Raw genomic sequence first — 24005 nt, forward strand, 5'->3', positions numbered from 1 at the left:
TTGACGTATGAATCGTAACCTTTAAGTTGAGGTTATAGGTTTCAAATAAGCAGCATTCTCACGCGTACTACTTTGTTTTTAATAATATTAATTTTATTTTTCAATGTTTGATTTATGTTATTTTGATGACTCTTAGGTCTGCAACTAACGGGTTAGGTTGCTTGCGTGTGTATATAGGTAGGCGCATAATATATCTATAGCACACGACAGTAATATATAAATTTATAAGGACATAAATTATTCAATTCAGCTAAACAGTGAATCGCAGACTTAGCCACAATTTATGCCTAATAGTGCTAAGCTCATGACACTGAGCTATTGCCCGTAATGCTTGCCGCTTTGATCTATGGATAGTTACGGACAGTTACTTGAGCGTTGTATGGAAGTCAGCGCTATTCAGCTAACAGATGAGAGTAACCTTTTATGTTCGCTACATTTATGATTGACCAGATGGATGCGCTGATGCTTGCGCGTATCCAATTCGCTTTTGTTATCTCGTTCCATATTGTCTTCCCCGCCTTCTCTATTGGACTTGCCAGCTGGCTTGCGGTACTTGAGTTTCGTTGGTTGAGAACTGGTAAACCTATCTATGCTGAAGTCTACAAGCACTGGGTAAAAATATTTGCTGTTGTCTTTGGTTTAGGCGTGGTATCGGGCGTGGTAATGTCCTACCAGTTCGGTACTAACTGGGCAGTATTCTCTGATAAAGCCGGTAACGTTCTAGGTCCTTTACTCGCCTATGAAGTATTAACAGCGTTCTTCTTAGAAGCGTCCTTCTTGGGTATTATGCTATTTGGTTGGGGCCGCGTGAGCAAACGCATGCATTTTGCTTCAACAGCCATTGTTGCTATCGGTACATTGATTTCCGGTTTTTGGATATTGGCTGCCAACAGCTTTATGCAGACCCCTCAAGGTTTTATGATGGGTGCAGATGGCCTGCTCTATCCAACCAACTGGCTTGAAATTATCTTCAACCCATCGTTCCCTTACCGTTATGCTCATATGATGACCGCCGCATTTTTGACAACTGCTTTTGTTGTTGGTGGTATCGGCGCATATTATATTCAATCTAAAAAACACGTTGAACATCGCGCACACGGCCGTGTAATGCTAGGTATGGCAATGATTATGGCCATCTTTGTTGCGCCTGCGCAGGTATTGATTGGTGATGAGCATGGTTTAAATACACTTGAGCATCAACCTGCTAAAGTTGCTGCGATGGAAGGTATTTGGGAGGATGAGCGCGGTGCCGCATTACGCTTGTTTGCAATCCCCGATCAAGAAAACCAGACCAACAAATATGAAGTCGCTATTCCTTACGTATCTGGGCTAATCCTCACTCACTCATTAGATGGTGAAATTAAAGGCCTCAAAAACTGGGCGCCTGAAGACCAACCACCAGTGATTATCGTGTTTTGGGCGTTCCGTATCATGGTTGGTATTGGTACGCTAATGGTATTAGTCGGCTTATTTAGTCTGTATAAATACTTCAAAAAACAGCAGTTCAATACTGACAGTGTGTGGTTCCACCGAGCGTGGATGATGATGACACCACTTGGTTTTATCGCCTTATTAGCAGGTTGGTTCGTCACTGAAACAGGGCGACAGCCTTGGACGGTTTATGGTGTCATTCGCACTGCTGAAAGTATGTCCCCACTTGCGGCACAACAAGTAGCTACCACGTTGATTGGCTTTATCGTACTGTACATATTTGTCTTTGGTGCAGGCAGTTTTTATATCTTGCGCTTGATTGCTCAAGGGCCTAAGCCTTACACAGATCCCGCAGAAGACAACTTCTACGAACATTCAGTGACCGAAAGTCAAGGTCGCACGTTAAGTGGTGATAGTAACCCTGCTAAAAGTACTGAAGAAGGCTTAGATGAGCCTACAAATGATGTCGATGATGGAGGGTTACGCTAATGTTTAACTTCGGTGATGTATTAGATTTACCTCTCATTTGGGGCGGTTTGATTGCTTTATCTGTCTTTGTCTATGTACTGCTTGATGGCTTTGATCTAGGCTGCGGTATCCTATTCCCATTTGCAGGTTCAGATAAAAACCGTAGCCGTATAATGAACTCAATCGCGCCATTTTGGGACGGTAACGAGACGTGGCTAGTACTAGGTGGTGGTGGACTATTCGCAGCGTTTCCAGTTGCTTATGGCATCATCATGACAGGTCTATATTTGCCAGTAACTGCCATGCTGTTCGGTCTTATCATGCGGGGCGTAGCATTTGAGTTTCGCTTCAAGTCGTCTGCACGTAGGCATGTATGGGACACCTTTTTCTTTGTCGGCTCAGTCATTGCTACTTTCTCTCAAGGTATTATGCTTGGGGCGTTAGTACAAGGATTAGAAGCCAGTAACCGTTTATATACTGGTGGCCCTTTTGATTGGTTCACACCTTTCTCTATAGTGTGTGGATTTGCCATGATTATCGGCTATGCCTTGCTTGGCTCTACTTGGCTCATCATAAAAACAGAGCACACGTTACAAGTATGGGCACGCCAAGTTTCTAAATGGATGCTCATTGCTTTATTGGTTGCGATGGTTGTAGTCACAGCATTTATGTACTTCTCAGACATCGATGCATTAGAAGGATGGTTTGGTTTCCCAGATTTGTTATACCTCGCTCCTATGCCTATCATCGTCATGCTTTTATTCTTTATCATGCGTAAAGACTTAAAAACTGAGCGTGAGTATCGTCCGTTCTTATTAACGGTGGCTCTATTCTTAATGGGTTATATTGGGGTTTGTTTTGCCATATTCCCTTATATCGTACCGTATCAAATGACGATTTATGAAGCGGCTGCGGCTGATACTTCATTATCATTTATGCTAATTGGCGCATGTATCATGTTACCGATTATCTTGAGCTATACAGCATTTGCTTACTATACCTTTAAAGGTAAATCTGATCACAATCCAATGTACTAGTCGCTAATCGCGGCAGGTAACGGATCAGCTAAAAGGGATGGCTATCATCGTTTATAGATGGTAGCCACACTTCATACGCTAATCAGGAGATCTCTATGAAAAAGTTCAGTAAAAAACAATCACAATGGGCATGGTTTTTGGGTCTGTATGTGGCAGGGTTTTTAGTGGTGTTTACCATTGCTCAGCTAATAAAAATGGCCATGGGTGTTTAGTATAATTGCCTAATCATACGTAGTATCTAAAACTGCTATGACAACTATTTCTACATACATAAAAAAGCAGCGTTGAATAATCGACGCTGCTTTTTATTTATCTCGAATTCATCAGCCTGGTTTACCTTGATGCTCGATATCATTCTGTTCGATAAACTCATTGACCTGTACTAAGCGCTCAGATGTCCCCACGTCTATCCAATTGTCTGTCGTCACTTCAGCAGTGATCTGAAACTTTATCATTGCTTGCTTTAGTAATGGTGCTAAAGCCGCAGGCTGCCCTGACACCAGGCTTTCTACCAATTTCGGTGACATTACGCTAATACCAGCAAAGGTATACTTGTCCGCATCGCCGATCGGCTGCTCACTAGCAAGACCGTTATTAATTGCGAAGTCGCCACCATTATTATGCTCTGGGTTATCAATCAATAATAAATGCGCACGCTGATCCGCTCCCAACGTATAGTCTGTTAATTGAGAAAAGTCATAGGTAGTCCAGACGTCAGAATTCACCAGAATAAATGGTTCATCCTTTAGTTTACTTGATTGCAAGGCCCGAAAAATACCGCCCGCTGTCTCAAGTGGTTCATCGTCTTCTACTGACCAGTGCAGCTTTACGCCGTACTGTGAACCGTCGCCTAACGTGTCCATTAACTTATCTGCTAACCATGACGCGTTGACCGTGATATCAGTAATACCCGCTGCTTTTAAGGCTTTAATATGCCAAACAATAAGCGGTTGACCAGCGACTTCAACCAAAGGCTTCGGCGTCTCAAGTGTTAACGGACGTAGGCGTGTGCCCTTACCCGCTGCCAAAATCATGGCTTGTGTAATCGTAGAGGTAGACATCTGCGCTCCTATTTTTATTATTTAAATTAATTTAGCTGAGCGTTATCTACGCTGAGGCAAACTTCTCTTTATAAGCAGGTAGCACTGCCTCTTGTAGCCATTGATGAAAAGGATTGATTGATTGCTTTAGCTCATCACTGCCATGCTCGGCAAGCCAGTTTAATTCAATAATTAAATCGCGCATAACTTTAGGGATATCCGCCAAATAGCGATCTTTGCCATCACGCTCAGACAATCGAATAAAAATCCCTAGTACCTTTAGGTGACGTTGTACGCCTATGACATTCACATCATTTTCAAACTGCACCACGTTATCAGCAGTAGTTAATGATTTTTGTTTTTGTAACTGCCAAAATTCACTAATCCATGTAGATATTTGGCTATCTGGCCAATCGACATAAGCATCACGTACTAACGACACTAAGTCATAAGCATACGATCCAATGACGGCATCTTGGAAATCAATCACCCCCAACTGAGATTTATCTGCTTGATCTTGCATGAGGTTGCGGCTGTGATAATCACGATGGACCACTACTTGTGGCTGTCGTAAAACCTCATTCACTAATGCGGCTTTTAGATTCTCCCAGACTTGCTCATTTAGCGCTACACCAATATAAGATATAAACCATTCACTAAATAAATCCATCTCACGGTCTAATAATGCTGTGTCATAATCTGGCAGCTGGTGTTGCGACCTTGCTGTTTCTACTGGTACCGTTTGTAGCGCGACTAATGTCTGCATTGCTAGCTGATAGTAGTCATTAATTTGGCCTGCAGTTGCATCGACAAGCAAGTGGGCAAATTCTACTGTGCCAAAATCTTGTAATACTAAAAATCCTTTTTCTACATTTTGTGCAGTCAAAGTCGGCACGTTGACAGCGGGTGACATCAGTTTAGCAACATTGATAAACTGCAGCATCGCATCCTGCTCGTCAGCGGAGTCCATGACGATATAATGTTTGTTGGCGCTCTTATCTGTCTCTGACAACTCGATTCGATGATATCGGCGCGCACTAGCGTCGCCAGGTAAGCTGTCTAGACTAAATGTTTGATCTAAAAATACTTGTTGTAACCATTGCTCTAATTGCTGTTGGCGGTTGTTGTTCTCTTCGATCATATCAGTCTCTAAAGGCGTTTTGTCAGTCATATTGGGCATCGCTGGTTAAATATAAATCATAAATAATTAAAGTAGTGATAAGTCAGACAAATACTTGCTAAAATAGCGATATGTGGCAGTGCTATACAGGCTGTCATAGACGTATTGCTATATCATTCAATACCTAATATCGGATAGAATCGCTGTCGCTACTTAAAAATCAGCATGGCTATATTATAAATTTTGGTAAATAGTGTAGCTGATTTGGTTTTTTTTGACTATGATTAGTCGTCATTATATGTAAAACATCCAAATTTTTGAGAATACATTAGTCATATTTTAGTTGCTCGTTCACTACTTTATATCGTTCGGTGATACCGCTACTAAACTCAGTCATGCAATCCAATAAGCTCTGCAATCATAGGTGTGCCCTTGTTATATTCTCCGCTTTACCAAAGCATCCGCTTGATCTTATTTGGTGCCTTAGGCTTATCTAGTCTAACTGTCAGTGCTGCCATTGGTGATGCCAATACGCAAAAAACTGAACCACTCACTACGGACAGTACGGGCAGCTATGTTTCTAATAGTGTAGCGACTGACGCTGATAATATTAGTCGCACCCAAAATATTGACGGCTATCAAGAAACAGATATTCTAAATGATAGCTATCAGGATAATGTTAATTTTGCTAATACGAATAATGCACCTGTATCGAATGATACTGCGTTAGAGAGCAGATTCTCGGAGAACAACGACCTAAACATTACAGGTATTGATGAAACTACTGACTCTGACACCTTTAGCAGTGAAGTTTCTAATTCTGCTAATTTAGATACAGAAACCCGTGATCAAACAAATAGTGCTGAGGCAGATAGCAACGCCTTTGTTCCTAAAGCGATAACAACAGATAATGGCAAACTAGATCTTAATGATGAGAGTATTCAAGCCAGCCTGATGCGCTTAGCAGAGTTTTATGAGCTGACACCAGATACCGACACTTCTACATTAAACAACGTCGAAAAAACTAGCAGTGCTGAAACGAACAATGCTCATAACAACGCCATGCCTGCGGCACAGACGATTCCAAAGGTCGGTAGAGACTTACGTCTGTTGCCAAATGCCGTGAACAGTGCTCAACGCTGCGAAGGCCAGTGGGTACATCCGCAGAGCAATCCCAATTACCAACGTGCTGTGAATGAAACAGGTAATGCAAACGGACAACCAGCACCAAATGTGGCTAGCGTTCCGAACAATCAGGCCCCATTATTTACCGAGTCTGATTACGGTTATTACAACAATGTCAATTATGCTGAGCTATCTGGCAATGTGAAAATAGATCAAGGTACTCAGCATATCGAAGCAGAACAAGTCATGATTGACTTGGACAATGGCGTTGCTGCTGCTCAAGGCAAGGTGATGTTTACAGATAATGCGACTGGACAGCCTATACAACGTACGCGCAATGGGCAGGCCGGCTTTAATGATAGAGCGGCACAAGGTGGCCTCATTGGTGTGGCGGACAGCTTAAATTATAATACTGAAACTGGTCAATCAACGGCCAATAATGTGGCGTTTGCCAGTGTTGGACTGCAAGCACACGGCTATGCCAAACACTTAAACAGACCCAACGATAATGAGTACGAGTTGGATCAGGTTATGTTTAGCACCTGCCCACCTACCAACCGTAAATGGCAGTTTGAAGCCAAAAGTATCGATCTAGATACCGATACGGGGCGCGGCGAAGCGTACAATACAACTTTCCGTGTTGCTGACATACCTGTTTTTTACCTTCCTTACTTTAACTTTCCGATAGACAGCCGTCGTAGTAGCGGGTTTTTATTGCCAAGTGCTACCGTCAGTAGTGAAAATGGCCTTGAAGTTGATATTCCATACTATTTCAACTTGGCACCTAACTATGATGCCACCCTTAATACACATATCTATACTGATCGTAACCCTATGCTATCAGGAGAGTTCCGCTATTTGACTGAAAACTATGGGGAAGGTGTTTTAAACAGTTCATACTTACCAAACGATAAAGAGTATGATAACGAAGATCGTACCAGCTTGTTTTATGACCACACTTGGTCATCAAAAAGCATTCCACGGTTGAGTGCTGATGCCGAATACAACTATGTATCGGATGCCGATTACCTTGATGATTTTGATACGTTGGGCTTATCGGATAATACCTTAAACTTACCACGTCGTGCTCGCGTCAATTATTACAACGATTATGTCGATGGTGAGTTAAAAGTAGAAACTTTTCAGACTCTAGATGCTTTTACTGATAATGGCGAGGCGTTGGAAGATAAAGATAAGCCGTACTCACGATTGCCACAACTCAAATTAAATTATCGACTACCTTGGGCCGAGCACTTCGATATTACTGGTGTTCACGACTCTGCATACTTCAAAAAATCTATCGATGACGGCTCTGAAAATGAGAAGAGTGGCACACGCATTTATAATAAACTAAGCGCTGCCTATCCGATGGAAAATTCTTGGGGTTACATCAAACCCAAACTTAGCTTGCAGCATCTTTATACCTCATATGATGAAGATAGCTTAGCGGATAACCAACTTAGTGAAGAAGATGGCAATCAATCTGTCTTTGTTCCGCAAGCCAGTATTGATGCTGGTCTTAATTTTTACCAAGCAGGTTCACCATTTGGCGCTTTTGACGATACGATGGGCGGCTATCGTTTACTTAGCCCGCGCGTAAAATATACGTACTCGCCGTATGAGAACCAAAATGACATCCCTAACTTTAATACGCGTATTGCCTCTATTAACTATGAGCAGCTATTTTCAGACAGTTGGTTTTTAGGTCATGATCGTTTGCAGGATCTACATTCTATTACGCCTGGCGTCAATTATCGTTACATCGATGCAACGGGTGTGACACGTTTTGATGGTAGCATTGCAGAACAGTTCTATCTAGATGATGGACGTGTAACACTTGACGACGATCAGCCAGTTTTCACTTCGTCTTCTTCAGGTATGGTATGGGATACCAGCACTCAGCCTTACAATAACTTTTGGGTTGATGTCAGCGGTGCCTTAACCAGTAATTATGACTTAAACTATATTACGACTGAACTGCGTTATCAGCCATCAGACAATAGCTTGTTCAATGTGGGTTATGTCAAACGTCAGCGTGATGACAACACCGATCAGTTACCATTGTCGGCGTTTACCGCTTCCGCTGTTTTCCCTATTAATAACAGTTGGCGTATCTTGGCTCAAGGACAATATGATCTTGACAGCGACAGAATGCTTGATTCACTCATCGGCGTTGATTACGAAGATTGCTGTTTCGGCTTTGCTGTTTATGGTCGCCGCTATTACAATGACTTAAACGTGAAAGATAAGCCGACACAAGCCATAATGGCAGAAGTTAGATTAAACGGCCTTGGCAGTGGTAGCAGCCGCTTGACACGATTGCTTGCTGATAAGATTTTGGGCTTTGAACCTGTGCAGACAGCTTGGAAAGACTAACCAATTTTTTGCTAGATTAGCGTTATTTACATAAATATTTATAAGACACGATTTGAACCCCTATTAAGGGAAACGCTGTCGAATATTTTATTATTAAGAGTATTGGATAGAGTTGACCGACTACCATCCGATGCAATGACATTGATGAGGAGCATCATGAGATTTTTTTCTTTACGTCAGACTAGCAGAGCAGTATTGCTATCTATGGCAGGCCTTACGCTTACGTTAAGTGCCAACGCTGCTACTGTCGAACCTGAAGCGGCTCAAGCTTCTGCCTCTGCTACGCAAAACTCAGTTAATCGTTTGACGCCAGCCAATAGCACAGACGGTATTATCGCCTTGGTCAATGAAAGTGCTATCTTGAAAAGCGAACTGGTCAATGCTATCGAGCAAACCCAAGCTCGTGCAAAAGCTGCTGGAGAGCCTGTTGCCAATTCAGCACAGTTGCAGTCTGAGGTGTTAAACGCGCTTATTTTACGTGAGTTGCAGTTGACAATGGCGAAGCGCTCTGGGGTATCTGCTGATGAAGCAGAGATCAATCAACGTCTTGCTCAAATCGCTCAAGCTGAAGGGCTTAATAGCATCTCGGCATTGCAGCAACGCTTAGATGCAGCGCAACCTGGCAGTTATGCCAATCTACGTGCTCAACTGATCGAAGAAGCTTCTATTCAAGCGTTACAACAGCGTCAAATTACTCGCCGAGTACGTATTAGCGAGCAAGATATTGATGCGTTTCTGGCCTCACCTGAAGCTAAGCGCCTGAACCAAAGTGAATATCAAACCATTCACGTACGTGTTCCTTATATAGATGATTATAGTCGTTTGTCGACGGCTCAACGTGAAGAAGCATTAAAAGTTGCGCAAACCTTGCGTACACGTTTGCTTGAGCCAAACGTCAATGTCGCTGAAGCTGTTGCTGCTAGCCAAGGTAGCTATCCAATTCCATTACAAGGTGGAGACATGGGCTTTCATAAGGCCGCTTCTTTACCGACAGAGCTGTCTAGCAAAATTACTAAGCTAGACGTTGGTACCGTAAGCGAGCCATTATTAACTCCTGAAGGTATTGATATCATCAAGCTTGCTGATAAAAAAGCCAGTAATACAATGCTAGTACCACAGTGGCATACTCGCCATATTTTGGTAAAAGTCGATGATCTACAGACTGATGCGCTTGCTGAACAAAAAATCAATGATTTGTACGAGCAACTTCGTGGCGGTGCTGACTTTGCTAGCCTAGCCTCGACGTATTCAGACGATCCAGGTTCTGCTGGACGTGGTGGTGATCTTGATTGGGTTAGCGAAGAAGATATGGTTGGGCCATTTGAAGCCACAATGAAGAATACAGCAGTTGGTGACTACTCAGCACCGTTTAAGACACAATTTGGCTGGCATATCCTAAAAGTTGAAGGGCAGCGTGAACAAGATATTAGCGAGCAATATCGTCGTAATATGGCGCGTCAAGCACTGTATCAACGCCTAGCCCCGCAAGCTCAAGAAGACTGGCTACAAGAGCTACGTGCTGGCGCTTACATTCAGATACTTGGCTAATGTATTGCAATAAGCTAATGGCACTAAGTTAGCAAAAGTATTGAATCTATTTAAATAAAATAAGGGTATATGCCATTGCATATACCCTTATTTTATTTGCGCAGTTAAATATTTAACTGCGCGCTTTGAAAACACCTCAAAGATAAATATTCTGAACTTTGCCAAACCATAACCTATACACAAAGAAAAACCCCGAACCTAGGGCGATTGGTTCAGGGTTTCAATACTTCATGTTGTTGTTATTATCTCTCTTCCATGCTGACTCATCCTAAGTCATTTAACAGTATTATTTAAGACAGCGGGCTGACCTGTGCTTTTATTCATACTGTTTCAACACCACATCCATGCATATCCTTGTGTTGATGACTGTATTATAGGCCAATGAATTTGGTGCCGATAGAAGCTAAAGACTCTATTTTGCGTAAGCATATGCTTACGTCATCTCTATATATGACAGCTGATAAATAGCCTCTTTTATCAACCAAAACTGCGTTGCTCTTTTTTATGTTCTTCTGAAACTTTTTCGCCTTCTTTTTTTCCTTCTTCGATTTTATCATCAGTCTCTTGGATATCTTCTATTTGTGCAGTAGGCGTATTGCCCTCTTGCTTGCTTGTCTCTTCTGGCTCATATTGCAAAGTAGTCATCACAGGAAAATGATCAGACCCTATAGATGGCATACGCTGAATATCAACTACCGTAAAGCAAGCGCTATGAAAAATATGATCTAAAGCCCAGCGTAAGAATGGATATTTAACATGGAAAGTGTTAATAAAATGTCGACCAATGCGAGGATCTAACAGTCCAGAGATACGCTGGAAACGACGAGTGGTTTTTGACCATGCCACATCATTAAGGTCACCTGCCAATATCGCGGTTTGGTTGTTTTCTTTTATATGTTTACCTACCATGAGTAGCTCAGCATCGCGCGTGGTAGATTTATCCGCTTCAGTTGGGCTAGGCGGCATAGGGTGCAAACAATATAGCCAAACGACACGGCCCCCTTGCAAGCACAGCTGCGTATGAATAGAAGGTATGTCATCTATCATCAGATATTTAATTTCAGGATCGATAAGCTCAAGCTTAGAATACAAATGCATGCCATACAAATTATCCAGTGGTACTTTCACTGTATAAGGATAATCAGGCTCAATCTGGTGTAAGGCTTGCTCCCATTTTTTGTCACTCTCAAGGGTAATTAAAATATCCGGCTGCTTTTGCTTAACCAAATCAACCAGTTTTTGCGTTTCATCGTTGGGCGTCAATACATTTGATACCATCAGTTTTAGTTGATGCGCTTGTCCTTCGGGCTTGTCCTTTGCCTTTTGGACTTCTTTTTTCCACAGTTTGGTATAAGGCAGTACCATTCTCAGTTGAAATGTTAATGTACCGCTTAACACAACAAACAATACCCACTGCCATAGCTCCCACTCTGAGAAAAACATCATCATACCGACCCAAGCGATAACCCCAAGCACCATTATTTGAATGCGTGGAAACTCAACGCCACGTACCCACCAGTTATCCAGCGGCAACCAGCCCCACATTGTGACAAATGCGATGAATCCTGCTAGACCTTGTAGGGCATAATATAATAGTGATAGATCCATAAGTAGATACTAACCGTTGATTGGAGTGTTGATGATATATATTGGTTAAACTTTTATTTTATAAAAAATAGCGTGGTGGCAATTCAATCAATGTTAAAAAAGCAATGCTTGAGACTTACTTTATCATTTCGAAAGATTCTCGCCTACTGATGAGTCTCAAATATGCGACAACTATCATAAAACGTTACAATATCAGCTCACTCGGTATAATGAACGCTTTGTTGAATATTATGTTTTTGAGGTCGCTAGATAGCCAAGTACTTCTTCAGTAGTAATAACTTAAAGTTATAGTCAACATAGTAAATAGTGTATCGAAAACGACCAAATAATGGCCGAAACGCCTTGCTTTTTCGCGCTATTCACGGCATTGTTATCGGTTGACGATGCAACAAATAATTGTAAATAGGATTGAACTTCATGAGTGATTTAACAGTAGGTTTGGTAGGCTGGCGCGGTATGGTAGGATCAGTACTGATACAACGTATGCAGGAAGAGAACGACTTCAATGGCATCACGCCTGTGTTTTTCTCTACCAGTAATGCTGGTGGTGATGCACCAAAGTTTGATGGTATTGAAACCAGCCAACTAAAAGACGCTCATGATATTGAAGCACTTGCTGCTTGTGATGTCGTTATTACTTGTCAAGGTGGTGACTACACGTCAAAAGTTCATCAACCATTACGTGATAGTGGTTGGAACGGCTATTGGATTGATGCAGCAAGTACATTACGTATGGAAAATGACAGTATCATCATTCTAGATCCAGTCAATCGTGCTGTCATTGATAGCGCTCTAGCCAATGGCAAAAAAGACTTTATCGGTGGTAACTGCACAGTGTCGTTGATGCTGATGGCTATCGGTGAGCTGTTTAACAAGGGCTGGGTTGAATGGGTCAGCGCGATGACTTATCAAGCCGCTAGTGGTTCTGGTGCAAACAATATGCGTGAACTCATCAATGGCATGGGTGTATTACATGATGCTGTCCAAGACGAGTTGGCCAACCCTGCTAGTGCTATTCTTGAGATTGATAAAAAAATCGCTCAGACTCAACGCTCAATAGATTTCCCTAAGCAATACTTCGGTGTACCACTTGCAGGTAGCTTGATTCCTTATATCGATGCGCAGCTAGAGAACAAGCAGTCAAAAGAAGAATGGAAAGGCGGCGTTGAGACTAATAAAATTCTAGGTAACGACGAAGCCAGTACAATTCCTATTGATGGTATGTGTGTACGTGTCGGTGCTATGCGCTGTCATGCACAAGGCCTAACGATCAAACTCAAAAAAGACATTCCACTAGAAGAGATCGAAGCTGCTCTCAAAAACAGTGGTAATGAGTGGTTAGACTTAGTCGAAGATGACAAAGAATCCACTATGGATCGTCTAACTCCAGTAGCCGTCACCGGCACCCTAACCGTTGCCCTTGGCCGCTTGCGTAAGCTTAATATGGGCCCTGAGTATCTAGGCGCATTTACTGTTGGCGATCAGTTATTGTGGGGTGCTGCTGAGCCATTACGCCGTATGCTTAACATCATCCGTGAGCAAAACGTCTAACGCAGACATCCTAAATTAAGCACAAAAAAGACAGCAATTGCTGTCTTTTTTTATGGATTGCTTACTACTCGGGTTGATACGCAATCATCACCTCATTGCGACGTAAAAATGGTAGCGTCCAAGGTGGATTATAACGCGCTAATTCAGGTTGTCCTGTCACATTTAGTTTTTGACTTTCCATCCAAGATTGTAATTCTGCCGTTTTAGTTGCGACTTTTTTACTACCTGCCAACCCTGAAAATTTAATCACACCGTACGTCTGTGCGGGTACTTCTATAATCTCAACGTTTAGATTGTTTGGCTTAGGCAATGTTTGCATCGTATATTGACTAGGCATCGTAAATTGTACGCGCCACTTACCATCTTCCTGTTGCATACTGACTGGTGCTGTCATCGCAATTTTCTGTGACTCACTGCTGTCTGTGCTATCAGCTTGCATCGTGACAGGTGCAGTCATACTAATCTTACTACTACTTCCACTTGGTGCTGTGTTGTTACCAAAAATATAGTCCGCTAACACTTTAAACCCTTCACGACTTGCTGAGTCCTGGTCACCACTCACCCATGTTTGCGCTACTAGTTGCTCATCATAGCGACGCAACTCAAAGTCATCTGTTTGTGCCAATAACGTGTACTCTGGCTCTTCTGTCTCAGCAGCTACCACCCCTTTCGATATTAACAATAATCCACCTGCCAATAATAAATACCCTGTTTTTTTCATATTGTGTCTCCAGCGTCTAAAAGCGTAGTTTGGCAATAACTATTACCTCACTTGTATAATTTCTACTGTATCAATACAGCGTCAGCCCTGTCTGTGTCTTTTAACGTACTCTCTGTGTTTTTTGGTTATAACAAGGCGACATTAAATAAAGTTACCGAAACATATACTGACCATATATCGTTAGCGCTGAATATCCATGTCCAAAAAAATCGCTAACAATGCTATAATTAGCGCCATTTTCATAGCTTAAATAGCGGTTATCATATGCAATTTGTCTTACATAAAACGGCCAGCGGTGCAACGCGTGCACGCCGTGGTACAGTTCATCTCAATCATGGCGACGTACAAACGCCTGCTTTTATGCCTGTTGGTACTTATGGCACGGTCAAAGGCATGCTGCCACGTGATATCGAAGCCATTGGTGCTGATATTGTTTTGGGCAATACCTTTCATCTATGGTTACGTCCGGGTACCGAAGTCATTGATAAGTTTGGTGGCTTACATAAATTCATGCATTGGGACAAACCTATCTTGACTGATTCAGGTGGTTTCCAAGTCTTTAGCCTTGGCGCGATGCGTAAAATCACCGAAGAAGGCGTGAATTTTAAATCCCCTATCGATGGCGCAAAGATATTTCTCTCACCAGAAAAATCCATGCAGATTCAGTATAGCCTGAATTCAGACATCGTCATGCAGTTCGATGAGTGTACCCCTTATCCAGCAACTCATGATGAAGCCAAAAAATCTTTGGAGCTATCACTACGTTGGGGACAGCGCTGTGTTGATGAGCACAACAGACTGGGCAGCACCAACGCCCTATTTGGTATTGTACAAGGCAGTATGTATCCTGATTTGCGTCAGCAGTCGCTTGAAGGCCTGTTAGAGATTGGCTTTGATGGTTATGCTATTGGCGGTCTTTCAGTTGGTGAACCCAAAGAAGAGATGATAGATGTCTTAGACTACCTGCCTGATGATATGCCAGCAGACAAGCCGCGCTATCTTATGGGTGTTGGTAAGCCTGAGGATTTAGTTGAAGGCGTACGCCGCGGCGTCGATATGTTCGACTGTGTGATGCCAACGCGTAACGCCCGTAACGGCCATTACTTTGTGACAGGCGATACAGACAACGCTGGAGTGGTACGCATTCGTAATAGCCAATATCGCAACGATGAAGGCCCATTAGATCCTGAATGCGACTGCTATACTTGCCAAAACTTTAGCCGTGCTTACTTATATCACCTTAATAAGTGCAAAGAGATGCTGGGCGCTCAACTAGCCACTATTCACAATTTGCGCTACTACCAACGTTTGATGCAGGGTATTAGAGACGCTATCGAGCAAGATAAATTTGATGAATTTGTCAGCGAATTTTATACCAAACGCGGTCAAACGGTTCCTGAATTAAACTTGCGTTAATCCTGTTTAGCATTCACTACTTGTTATCTAAATCTGTTGAAATAAAAAAGGGCTTAAGAATAATCTTAAGCCCTTTTTTTCGTGCTGCTTTTATAACCCAATGATTCAGATAGAATCGACAATGATAACTACTATCCCATCAATGAAGTTACGAATACTACTACAACAGCGATTGGCGCGATGAACTTCGCAACAATTTGCCACAGCTGCCATGCACCGTTAGACAGCCCAAGCTCTTGTTGGATATTACGTTGATTCATTTTCCAGCCAGCGAATAAGATAGCGGCAAGACCTGTTAGAGGCAATAGGAATTTACTGGTAAGTTTATCCAATGCATCAAAGATGCCATTACCCATAATAGTAAAGTCAGACCATAGGTTAAATGATAACAATGCGGCAATACCTAATAACCAAATTACGGTACTGGCAGCGATAGTCGATACAGTACGACTCATTGAGGTACGCTCTTCCAATAGCTCAACAGTCGGCTCAAGTAACGAGATAGATGAAGTGATAGCGGCAAAGGTAATAAGCAAGAAGAATAGTGCACCGATGATGGTACCTGCACTCATGCTACCGAAAGCAATTGGTAAGCTCACAAAGATAAGACCAGGACCTGCTGCAGGATCTAAACCATTGCTAAAGATAATCGGGAAAATCGCTAGACCAGCGGCTAAAGCAATAACGGTATCTAAAATAACAACGGTACGGGCTGTTTTTAGTAGGTTCACTTCACGACCTAGATAAGAACCATAAGCAACCATGATACCCATACCAATTGATAGCGTGAAGAATGCGTGACCTAATGCGGCCAGCATAACATCAGCAGTCAACTTGCTAAGATCTGGCGTGAATAAGTAAGCGACTGCTTCACCAAACCCGCCATTCATCACATTATAACCAACGATAACGAAAAGAATTACCCCTAGTAATGGCATCAAAATTTTAGCGGTTTTTTCAATACCACTCGTCACACCAATACCAACGATAACAGCCGTTATAATCATGAAAGCTGTGTGCCAGATTGTCAACGTACCAGCTGAGGCTAGCATAGTATCAAAAGTTGCAGCGACAGAGTCACTATCTTGACCTACAAAGCTGCCCGACGAAATTTTTGTAATGTAGTTAAGAGCCCAGCCACCGATGACACTATAAAACGATAGAATTAAGAAACCACCTAAAACACCAGTAGCACCAACAATACCCCAGCTACGAGATTTACCTTCATCGGCTGCTACGTCTGCAAACGTATTGACTGGGTTTTTTTGACCGCGGCGACCAATTAGCCATTCAGCAACCAATATCGGAAAACCGACCAGTGCAATACAAAACAAATAAGCAATAACGAAAGCTGAGCCACCGCTTTCACCAACCATGTATGGAAATTTCCATATGTTTCCTAAACCAACTGCTGAGCCTACTGCTGCCAACACGAAGCCAAAGCTTGAGCTCCATTGTGCATGTTCTTGTTTATTGATAGCCATTTTTTCCGTCCTCGTGCTTCAATTAACATTGCTGATAATCTTCCTTGATAAACATAAATAGTCGGTCTTACTATCGGACTATTTAGTAAACGCGTCGATACAAAGCGTCCAGCAACATTAAGAAAGAATTGTTTACAATATCATAAACGCTCAGTTTCTGCTAAGCGACCAAAAAAGTCAAGTATTCATAAATATAAAAAGCCATAACAAATAGTTATGGCTTTTGTATGATTCATCTTTAGTATATAAGAATTTGGTTTATTAAAAGTATAAGACTCATCATCAATCGAGAAATATTTTTTAGCGTACCACACCGCGGCTGCTATTTTGTAGTGAGTCAATAAGCAGCTGAATCTTTGGTTCTTGAGGTAGTAGCTCATTATTTAATGCTTCAAGTGCTTGTACTGTCGTCAAACCTGACCTAAAAATCACGCGGTACGCTTGACGCAATGCGTTGATAGTCTTTTTGGACCAACCTTTACGGCGCATTCCTTCAACATTCATACCATGAGTTTTAGCTGGATTACCAGACACCATCGTAAAAGCAGCCACATCTTTTAGAATTAAACTAGCACCGCCAATTAAACTATAGTCATCTACTGTACAAAACTGGTGAATACCTGAGTTGCCTCCGATGATGATATGATCGCCAATAGTCACATGCCCTGCCACACCCACATTGTTTGCCAATACGTTATGATCACCGATCACACAATCATGTGCGACATGCGTGTTTACCATCAACAAATTGTGGCTACCGATTTTGGTTAGCTCGCCATCCTGTGCTGTACCACGATGCAAACTACAGGCTTCGCGAATCGTATTGTGATCACCGATTTCAAGCCAAGTACGCTCACCTGCATACTTTAAATCTTGAGGGTCTTCACCAATACTTGCAAACTGATAAAACTCATTGTGCTGTCCAATACGAGTCAGCTTCGTCACAACGACATGTCTATGCAAGACCGTATGTGCACCAATTGATACTTCATCACCAACGATACAGTAAGGCCCAATTATGGCAGTCTCGTCAATCTGCGCGGACGGTGAGATGAGTGCTGTAGGATGAATCTGACTCATAATATGGGCCCTTGTATCATTTGATGCGAGTAAATAATAAAAAAGTATCGCTATTTCAGTCTTACTAACGAAGCTAATACCATTTGCGTTGTCGAATCTACATATAGCTGATCATACAATTATAACGAGCGATTTAGATATTGCCCTTTATATGTTATGACTTATCACCAACTTAAACATCCTTTGTTTTAATAGGTTCTTATTGCTCTTGACGTGCAATCATAATTTGGGCACTGGCAGCCAGTTCATCTTCGACGTGGACAGTACAATCAAACTTATAAATACCATGTTTTTGCATCACGGTTTTCGCACGAATGATAAGTTGATCACCAGGAATCACACGACGTTTAAAGCGGACTTTATCCACACCTGCAAACAGATAGAGGTAACCGTCTTCTGCAGTCAGTCCTGCACTAATAAAGCCAAGCACTCCTGACACCTGAGCCATAGACTCTACCATTAATACACCTGGCATAATCGGCTCATCAGGAAAATGACCGTTAAAAAACTCTTCATTGATAGTCACATTCTTGATACCAGTAATACACTCACCTGGCGTACAAGCGACGATACGATCTACCAGCATAAAAGGATAACGATGTGGTAAATAATGCTTAATCGTATGATACGTCAATGGTAATGTAAGACCTTGCTCAGCCAAGCTTTTAACGTCTTCATCAGTTGGGATATCTATATTGTTACTGCTCATAATGACGCTTCCTTGCTGTGTTTTGAATATCTATTATTTGTTTGTGTTTGCATTAGTTGCTGCCTAGCTGACGAAAACGTACCGCAGCACGTCGCCAATTAGCAGTCGGCATCGCAGCAGTACCAGATGAATACGAACCGGCGGTTTTAATGGATTTGGTTACCATAGTCATCCCAGACAAAACAACATCGTCTGTAATCTCAATATGCCCTGTTATACCGACAGCGCCGCCTATTATACAGCGCTTACCTATCGTAGTACTACCCGCAATGCCCGTTTGCGCAGCAATAGCAGTACCGTCACCGATACGGACGTTGTGAGCAACTTGTACCAAATTATCAATAATAACATGATTGCCAATAACGGTATCATCGATAGCGCCACGATCGATACACGTCTGGCTACCAACTCGCACATAATCGCCAATAATGACACGGCCCAACTGAGCTATGCGCTCCCAACCTGTGATACTAGGATCTTTAGTAGGAGCAAAACCAAACCCTTCAGATCCAATACTTACCCCTGCATGCAACCTAACGTGATTACCGATAACACACTCAGGACCGACAACGACTTGTGACTTAATCACACAATCAGTGCCGATACGAGTATTGGCTTCAACCACGACGTGAGCATCGAGTGAGCTGCGCGCTCCTATTTGCACATGGTCACCAATCACACAAAAAGGGCCGATGTTGACTTGCTCGCCAATAACAGCACTCTCTGAAATCATAGCACTAGGATGAATCCCATTGGATAAAGAATGACGTGCAAACAGCTGACTAGCACTGGCGTAGGCTAAATATGGATTTGAGACAACTAGTGCCATTGCTGAGGTAGGCACTTGGTCACGATATGCTTCCGTCACCAATACTGCGCCTGCATCGCTGCTAGCCAAGCTAGAGATATAATGAGGATCTGCCAAAAAGCTTAGCTGCTGTTGACTGGCCGTCGTCAAACTACCGACGCTACTGAATGGTTGACACAATTGATCAGTATCAACCTCAGCCTTATTAATAATAGGCTGACGCTGCTCGATTCGAGTAATGAGTTGCTCAATTGTTATCATAATGACTAATAATAAAATATGGTTATAAATGAAACGGTCGCCAAAATAACAATGCGTTTTGACGACCTACTAAGCTCTAATGATATTTCTATCTATTTGAGACAATCTTTAAAATTATTCAAATAGATGAGAATAATGTCACTAATTTAGAATGTATTACCAATCTGGAACTGGACTTTTTCAGTCTCATCGCCTTCTTTGTCACCAAATGGTACCGCGTAGCTAAGTGAAATTGGACCAATTGGCGTATACCAAGTGATACCAGCACCAGCACTGTAACGGAAGTCATTATCTTGGGTCAATAACGGAACATCTGAATCATTAAAAGTGCGATCTTCTTTATCAGACGTGTCAAAGACCTGACCGCCTTCAGCAAACAATACTGGGCGTACCTGATCTGCCCAATCACCTTTAAACGGCATTGGCAAAATCAATTCAGCACCAAACGTTGCTAGCGCATTACCACCAACCTCTTCCCCAGTAAAGGTTTGGTTATCTGGATCATTGACCGCATCAAGATAAACTTGTGACTTAGGTCCTAGAGTAGATGATTCATAGCCACGTACTGAGCCATAACCACCAGCATAGAAGTTTTCATAAAACGGCAAATCGTTACCATAACCAAGCTTAGTATAACCACGCGCGATTACGTCTTTATAAACAGGATAGTATACATTGCCGGTATAGGTTAGCTTTTGGTAGTTGGCATCACCAAGACCGATAGTTGCATCAACCGCATGGCTCATCCCTTTGGTAGGGAATACTGGGCGGTCTAAAGTACTATAGTCCCAACCAAACAATAGATTGTAAGTCTGATAGTCATTCTTGAAGCTAGCAACGCCATCCGTATCGACCTCAGGTGTTTTTGTACCACCATCGTCTAGAATCTCCTGAGCATTAGATATCCCTAGATAGCGACCACCACGAACCTTTGTATTGTCCACATTCAGACCGGCACTAAGACGTTTGGTTTCATCAATAGGATAACTATAGTTCAGTGTGGCACCATATGAATCAGTCACATAGTTACTAACATTATCATCATCATATTTGGTTTTGCGATAGTAACCACTAATACCTTGAGAGACACCGTTTTCTGTGAAATATGGATCGGTATAACCTAGGCTATAAGAATCATAAGTTTCTGAGCGAGAAAGTGCAGCCTTGACGCGGTTACCTGTACCCATAAAGTTATTTTGAGTCAGATCCAACTGGAAAGTCACACCGCCACTCTGTGAGTAACCGGCGGCAATCGTTGAGCTACCAGAAGGTTGCTCTTCAACCACATAATTTACATCGACTTGATCTGGCTGGTTAGGTACTGGTTTAACATCGACAGTGACATTTTTGAAGAATCCAGTACGCATCAAACGCGTGCGTGACAGCTGAATTTTTTCATTAGAAGATAGCGTACCTTCTAACTGACGCATTTCACGACGCAATACTTCGTCTTGCGTTTTAATATTACCGGTAAAATTGATACGGCGAACGTAGATAGGACGTGCAGGGTCAATATAGTAATCGACATCAACCATTTTAGTATCGTCATTGATACGTGGAACTGGTCTAATTTGAGCTAAATAATAGCCTTCATTGCCATAGCGTCTCTCAAGAGAAGCAGTGGTAGCGTCTAGTTTTGCTTGTGAATATTTCTCATTAGATTCAAAGGTAACCAGTTCTCTTAGCTCACTATTTTCAAAGGTAGGCTTACCTAAAAAGTTCACTTCGCCAAACTGATATTGCTCGCCTTCGCTTAGACTGACTTCAATAAATACACTACTTTTGTCTTCGCTGATGTTTAATACGGCATTATCAACTGAAAAACGCACATAACCGTCGTTTTGATATAGCGATTTTAAGCTCTCTAGACTGGCAGCCAGTTTTTCTTGAGCATACCGATCAGACTTAGATAGCAGTTGCGTCCATGAAGACTCTTTTACCGCGAAGACGTCTTTAATCTCTTCATCACTAAAGTGCTGATTGCCAATAATATTGATATCAACAACTTTAGCAGGCTTGCCTTCTATAAACTTCACGTCAAGTTTTACGCGGTTACCGTCTAGGACTGTTTGTTCTACTTCGATATTACTATTGTAATAACCTTGGCTAACATATTGCTGTTGTAGCTCATTGGCCACGCCTTGCAAAGTAGACTGCTTAAGCACGTCACCAGCTGATAGTCCAGCGTTGCTAAGACCTTGTTCAAGCCCTTCTTTTGGAATGAGCTTGTTACCTTCAAAGGTTACTTCAGCGATTGTTGGACGTTCAATGACGTCAAATCTTAGCTGGCCACCTTCGACACGGCTTTGAATATCAGCAAAGTTCTCAGTTGCATATAGCGCCTTGATACTGGCAGCTAAGCTACTATCATTCACTGTATCGCCTACCGTAACAGGTAAGACCGGATAGAGGCTATCAGGGGTTAGGCGTTGTAGACCATTAAAGCCGATGTCAGTTACTACAAATTCTGCAGCCTGTACTGGCATACTCATCATCGCTACAACTAACGGCAACCCAGCCGCGCTCATAATTAAAGGCGTACGCATAAACACTATCCGTCAATAAAAAAATTGCTTAAATTAAGTTAAAAGGCACGTATTGTCTAACCCATTCACATAGGGCTATAACTCCATGCAAGGGTAACTCAGAACACTTTATATAAATTGCATCACAAAATAAACTAAAAATTACGATTAGTACAGAGGCTGCGACACAGAGTAGCATGCCTATCATAACAATAATCAGCCTGTAATAGGCGTAAAACCTCTAGTATATCGTGCTTTATCAGCTATGTTTCTCATTAGCTGATCAAAATAGGCGACTAATATCATTACCAATTGCTAACACCATGAAACCTGCCAGCAAGAGTAAACCAATATTTAGACCGACCACTTGCACACCTTCAGATAATGGCTTACCACGTATTAGCTCAATAACATGATAGACAATATGACCACCATCTAATACTGGAATCGGCAAGAGATTCAAAACGGCAAGGCTCAAACTAATCAGCGCCGCTGTCGATAATACCATCTGCCAACTGATATCAAAGCTTTGCTTAGCGACTTTGGCAATGGTGATTGGTCCTGATAGATTGTCTAAGCCAATCATACCTGACAGCATTTTTCCCATCGAACTTACGGTCATTACCGCTAGCTGCTCAGTTTTTTCGAACGACTTAACTAACGACTCACTAGGGCCGTAAACCACGGTGGTCTTATAATCATCAGGGATAACAATCTCGGTCTGATCCACCATCGCACCGATCTGTCCGTAATCATTGCCCAAGTTGTCTTTTTTGCCTTGAGGCATAATCTGCAACTGTACAGGCTTTTCATCACGCAACACCGTGAAGTTCAATAGCGTCTCAGGATTATCACGGATGATACGTGTGGCACTAATCCAATCTTCAATTGCCTTATCATCAATAGCAGTAATACGATCACCAACCTTTAACCCTTGGCGGCTAGCTGCGCCATCAGGAGCCAAGCCACCTACAATCGGAGCAATCTGCGGCTGCCACGGCAACATACCAAAACTGGTCAATGCATCTTGGCCTTGAGCTTCGCCTTGCATAAACTGCGTGACGGGTGCTTGATAGGTTTTAGTCGACTGTTCGGTTTGGGCATCTGACTGCAAGGTAATACTAACCTTATCCGTCTCACCCATACGTCCTGCAAGACGGTAGTTAATACCTTCCCATGTCTGCACGTCGTGTCCATCAATCGCAACAATCTTATCACCGACTGGTAATTGTGCCATTGCAGCAGGCGTGTCTGGTAGTACTTGTCCAATCTTAGTCGCCAACTGCTCAGATGGGGTCATAAACAATACCCAAAATAGCGCGATAGCGATGACAAAATTCATGATGGGACCAGCTGCAACGATAGCAATTTTCTTCAGTGGATGTTGCCGATTAAACGCAAGATGTTGCTCATCTTTTGCAACATTACCTTCACGCTCATCTAGCATTTTTACATAGCCGCCGAGTGGCAATGCTGAGATACGATAATCAATGCCACTCTTTTTGCTGGTCCAACCAAAAATCTTAGGACCAAAACCAATAGAGTACGTTAGCACTTTGACACCGCAAAGCCGCGCCACGATGTAGTGTCCCCACTCGTGTAAGGCAATAAGTGGGCCCAAGACAAATATAGCGGCTAAAACTGTTAGTAAAAACGTCATGATTTTTTCTCAGTATTATCTCTCAGCATTTTTATTA

At 42.4% G+C, this 24005-nt stretch carries 16 protein-coding genes; 6 read left to right on the forward strand and 10 right to left on the reverse strand.

Translation table 11 applies throughout. The features are described from left to right. Nucleotides 1-423: 423 nt before the first annotated feature. Nucleotides 424-1920: a cytochrome ubiquinol oxidase subunit I gene (locus ACT3QQ_RS04460; RefSeq protein WP_444519459.1), complete on the forward strand. Its 1497-nt coding sequence runs from the start codon at nucleotides 424-426 to the stop codon at nucleotides 1918-1920. Next, on the forward strand, nucleotides 1920-2936 hold the full coding sequence (gene cydB / locus ACT3QQ_RS04465; RefSeq protein ID WP_444522326.1) for a cytochrome d ubiquinol oxidase subunit II: 1017 nt from the start codon (nucleotides 1920-1922) through the stop codon (nucleotides 2934-2936). Before ACT3QQ_RS04460 ends, cydB begins: the two co-directional genes overlap by 1 nt. A gap of 323 nt (nucleotides 2937-3259) precedes the next feature. Here cydB and murU read toward each other — a convergent pair whose 3' ends face one another. Together murU and ACT3QQ_RS04475 are read right to left on the reverse strand one after the other, a co-directional pair. After that, nucleotides 3260-3997, reverse strand: coding sequence for an N-acetylmuramate alpha-1-phosphate uridylyltransferase MurU (gene murU / locus ACT3QQ_RS04470; protein ID WP_444527085.1), 738 nt, complete (start codon nucleotides 3995-3997; stop codon nucleotides 3260-3262). A gap of 46 nt (nucleotides 3998-4043) precedes the next feature. Continuing rightward, nucleotides 4044-5147 (reverse strand): aminoglycoside phosphotransferase family protein, encoded by a 1104-nt coding sequence (locus ACT3QQ_RS04475; RefSeq protein WP_444527086.1) that lies wholly within the window; start codon nucleotides 5145-5147, stop codon nucleotides 4044-4046. A 381-nt stretch (nucleotides 5148-5528) separates the two neighbouring features. Between ACT3QQ_RS04475 and ACT3QQ_RS04480 the strand changes: the two genes are divergently transcribed. Together ACT3QQ_RS04480 and ACT3QQ_RS04485 are read left to right on the forward strand one after the other, a co-directional pair. Further along, nucleotides 5529-8597 carry an LPS-assembly protein LptD gene (locus ACT3QQ_RS04480; protein WP_444527087.1) on the forward strand — a complete coding sequence of 1023 codons (3069 nt, stop codon included), beginning with the start codon at nucleotides 5529-5531 and terminating at the stop codon, nucleotides 8595-8597. Nucleotides 8598-8753: 156 nt separating this feature from the next. Continuing rightward, a complete protein-coding gene (locus ACT3QQ_RS04485) occupies nucleotides 8754-10145 on the forward strand; it encodes a peptidylprolyl isomerase (RefSeq protein ID WP_444527088.1) in 1392 nt (463 codons plus the stop codon). 477 nt (nucleotides 10146-10622) lie between these two features. Here the strand turns inward: ACT3QQ_RS04485 and ACT3QQ_RS04490 are convergent, their stop codons facing one another. Then, on the reverse strand, nucleotides 10623-11753 hold the full coding sequence (locus ACT3QQ_RS04490) for an endonuclease/exonuclease/phosphatase family protein (RefSeq protein WP_444527089.1): 1131 nt from the start codon (nucleotides 11751-11753) through the stop codon (nucleotides 10623-10625). Nucleotides 11754-12170: 417 nt separating this feature from the next. Between ACT3QQ_RS04490 and asd the strand changes: the two genes are divergently transcribed. After that, nucleotides 12171-13304, forward strand: a complete 1134-nt coding sequence (gene asd / locus ACT3QQ_RS04495) for an aspartate-semialdehyde dehydrogenase (protein ID WP_444527090.1) — start codon at nucleotides 12171-12173, stop codon at nucleotides 13302-13304. Nucleotides 13305-13368: 64 nt separating this feature from the next. Here the strand turns inward: asd and ACT3QQ_RS04500 are convergent, their stop codons facing one another. Continuing rightward, complete coding sequence (locus ACT3QQ_RS04500; RefSeq protein ID WP_444527091.1) at nucleotides 13369-14025, reverse strand: SOUL family heme-binding protein; 657 nt, start codon at nucleotides 14023-14025, stop codon at nucleotides 13369-13371. Between the two features lie 264 nt (nucleotides 14026-14289). Here ACT3QQ_RS04500 and tgt point away from each other — a divergent pair, with 264 nt between their 5' ends. Continuing rightward, entirely contained in the window at nucleotides 14290-15441 is a 1152-nt protein-coding gene (gene tgt, locus ACT3QQ_RS04505; protein ID WP_444527092.1) for a tRNA guanosine(34) transglycosylase Tgt, read from the forward strand. Between the two features lie 131 nt (nucleotides 15442-15572). Here tgt and ACT3QQ_RS04510 read toward each other — a convergent pair whose 3' ends face one another. From ACT3QQ_RS04510 to rseP, 6 genes are all read right to left on the reverse strand, one after another. Continuing rightward, nucleotides 15573-16925 (reverse strand): sodium-dependent transporter, encoded by a 1353-nt coding sequence (locus ACT3QQ_RS04510; RefSeq protein WP_444527093.1) that lies wholly within the window; start codon nucleotides 16923-16925, stop codon nucleotides 15573-15575. Nucleotides 16926-17225: 300 nt separating this feature from the next. After that, nucleotides 17226-18005 (reverse strand): acyl-ACP--UDP-N-acetylglucosamine O-acyltransferase, encoded by a 780-nt coding sequence (gene lpxA, locus ACT3QQ_RS04515; RefSeq protein WP_444527094.1) that lies wholly within the window; start codon nucleotides 18003-18005, stop codon nucleotides 17226-17228. A gap of 199 nt (nucleotides 18006-18204) precedes the next feature. Further along, nucleotides 18205-18714 (reverse strand): 3-hydroxyacyl-ACP dehydratase FabZ, encoded by a 510-nt coding sequence (fabZ, locus tag ACT3QQ_RS04520; protein ID WP_444519447.1) that lies wholly within the window; start codon nucleotides 18712-18714, stop codon nucleotides 18205-18207. Nucleotides 18715-18766: 52 nt separating this feature from the next. Continuing rightward, nucleotides 18767-19783, reverse strand: a complete 1017-nt coding sequence (lpxD, locus tag ACT3QQ_RS04525) for a UDP-3-O-(3-hydroxymyristoyl)glucosamine N-acyltransferase (protein ID WP_444527095.1) — start codon at nucleotides 19781-19783, stop codon at nucleotides 18767-18769. A gap of 146 nt (nucleotides 19784-19929) precedes the next feature. Continuing rightward, nucleotides 19930-22329 carry an outer membrane protein assembly factor BamA gene (bamA, locus tag ACT3QQ_RS04530; RefSeq protein WP_444527096.1) on the reverse strand — a complete coding sequence of 800 codons (2400 nt, stop codon included), beginning with the start codon at nucleotides 22327-22329 and terminating at the stop codon, nucleotides 19930-19932. 262 nt (nucleotides 22330-22591) lie between these two features. Next, on the reverse strand, nucleotides 22592-23968 hold the full coding sequence (rseP, locus tag ACT3QQ_RS04535; protein WP_444527097.1) for an RIP metalloprotease RseP: 1377 nt from the start codon (nucleotides 23966-23968) through the stop codon (nucleotides 22592-22594). Nucleotides 23969-24005 lie beyond the last annotated feature (37 nt).

The organism is Psychrobacter sp. AOP7-A1-24, assembly GCF_052376235.1.
Classification (GTDB): domain Bacteria; phylum Pseudomonadota; class Gammaproteobacteria; order Pseudomonadales; family Moraxellaceae; genus Psychrobacter.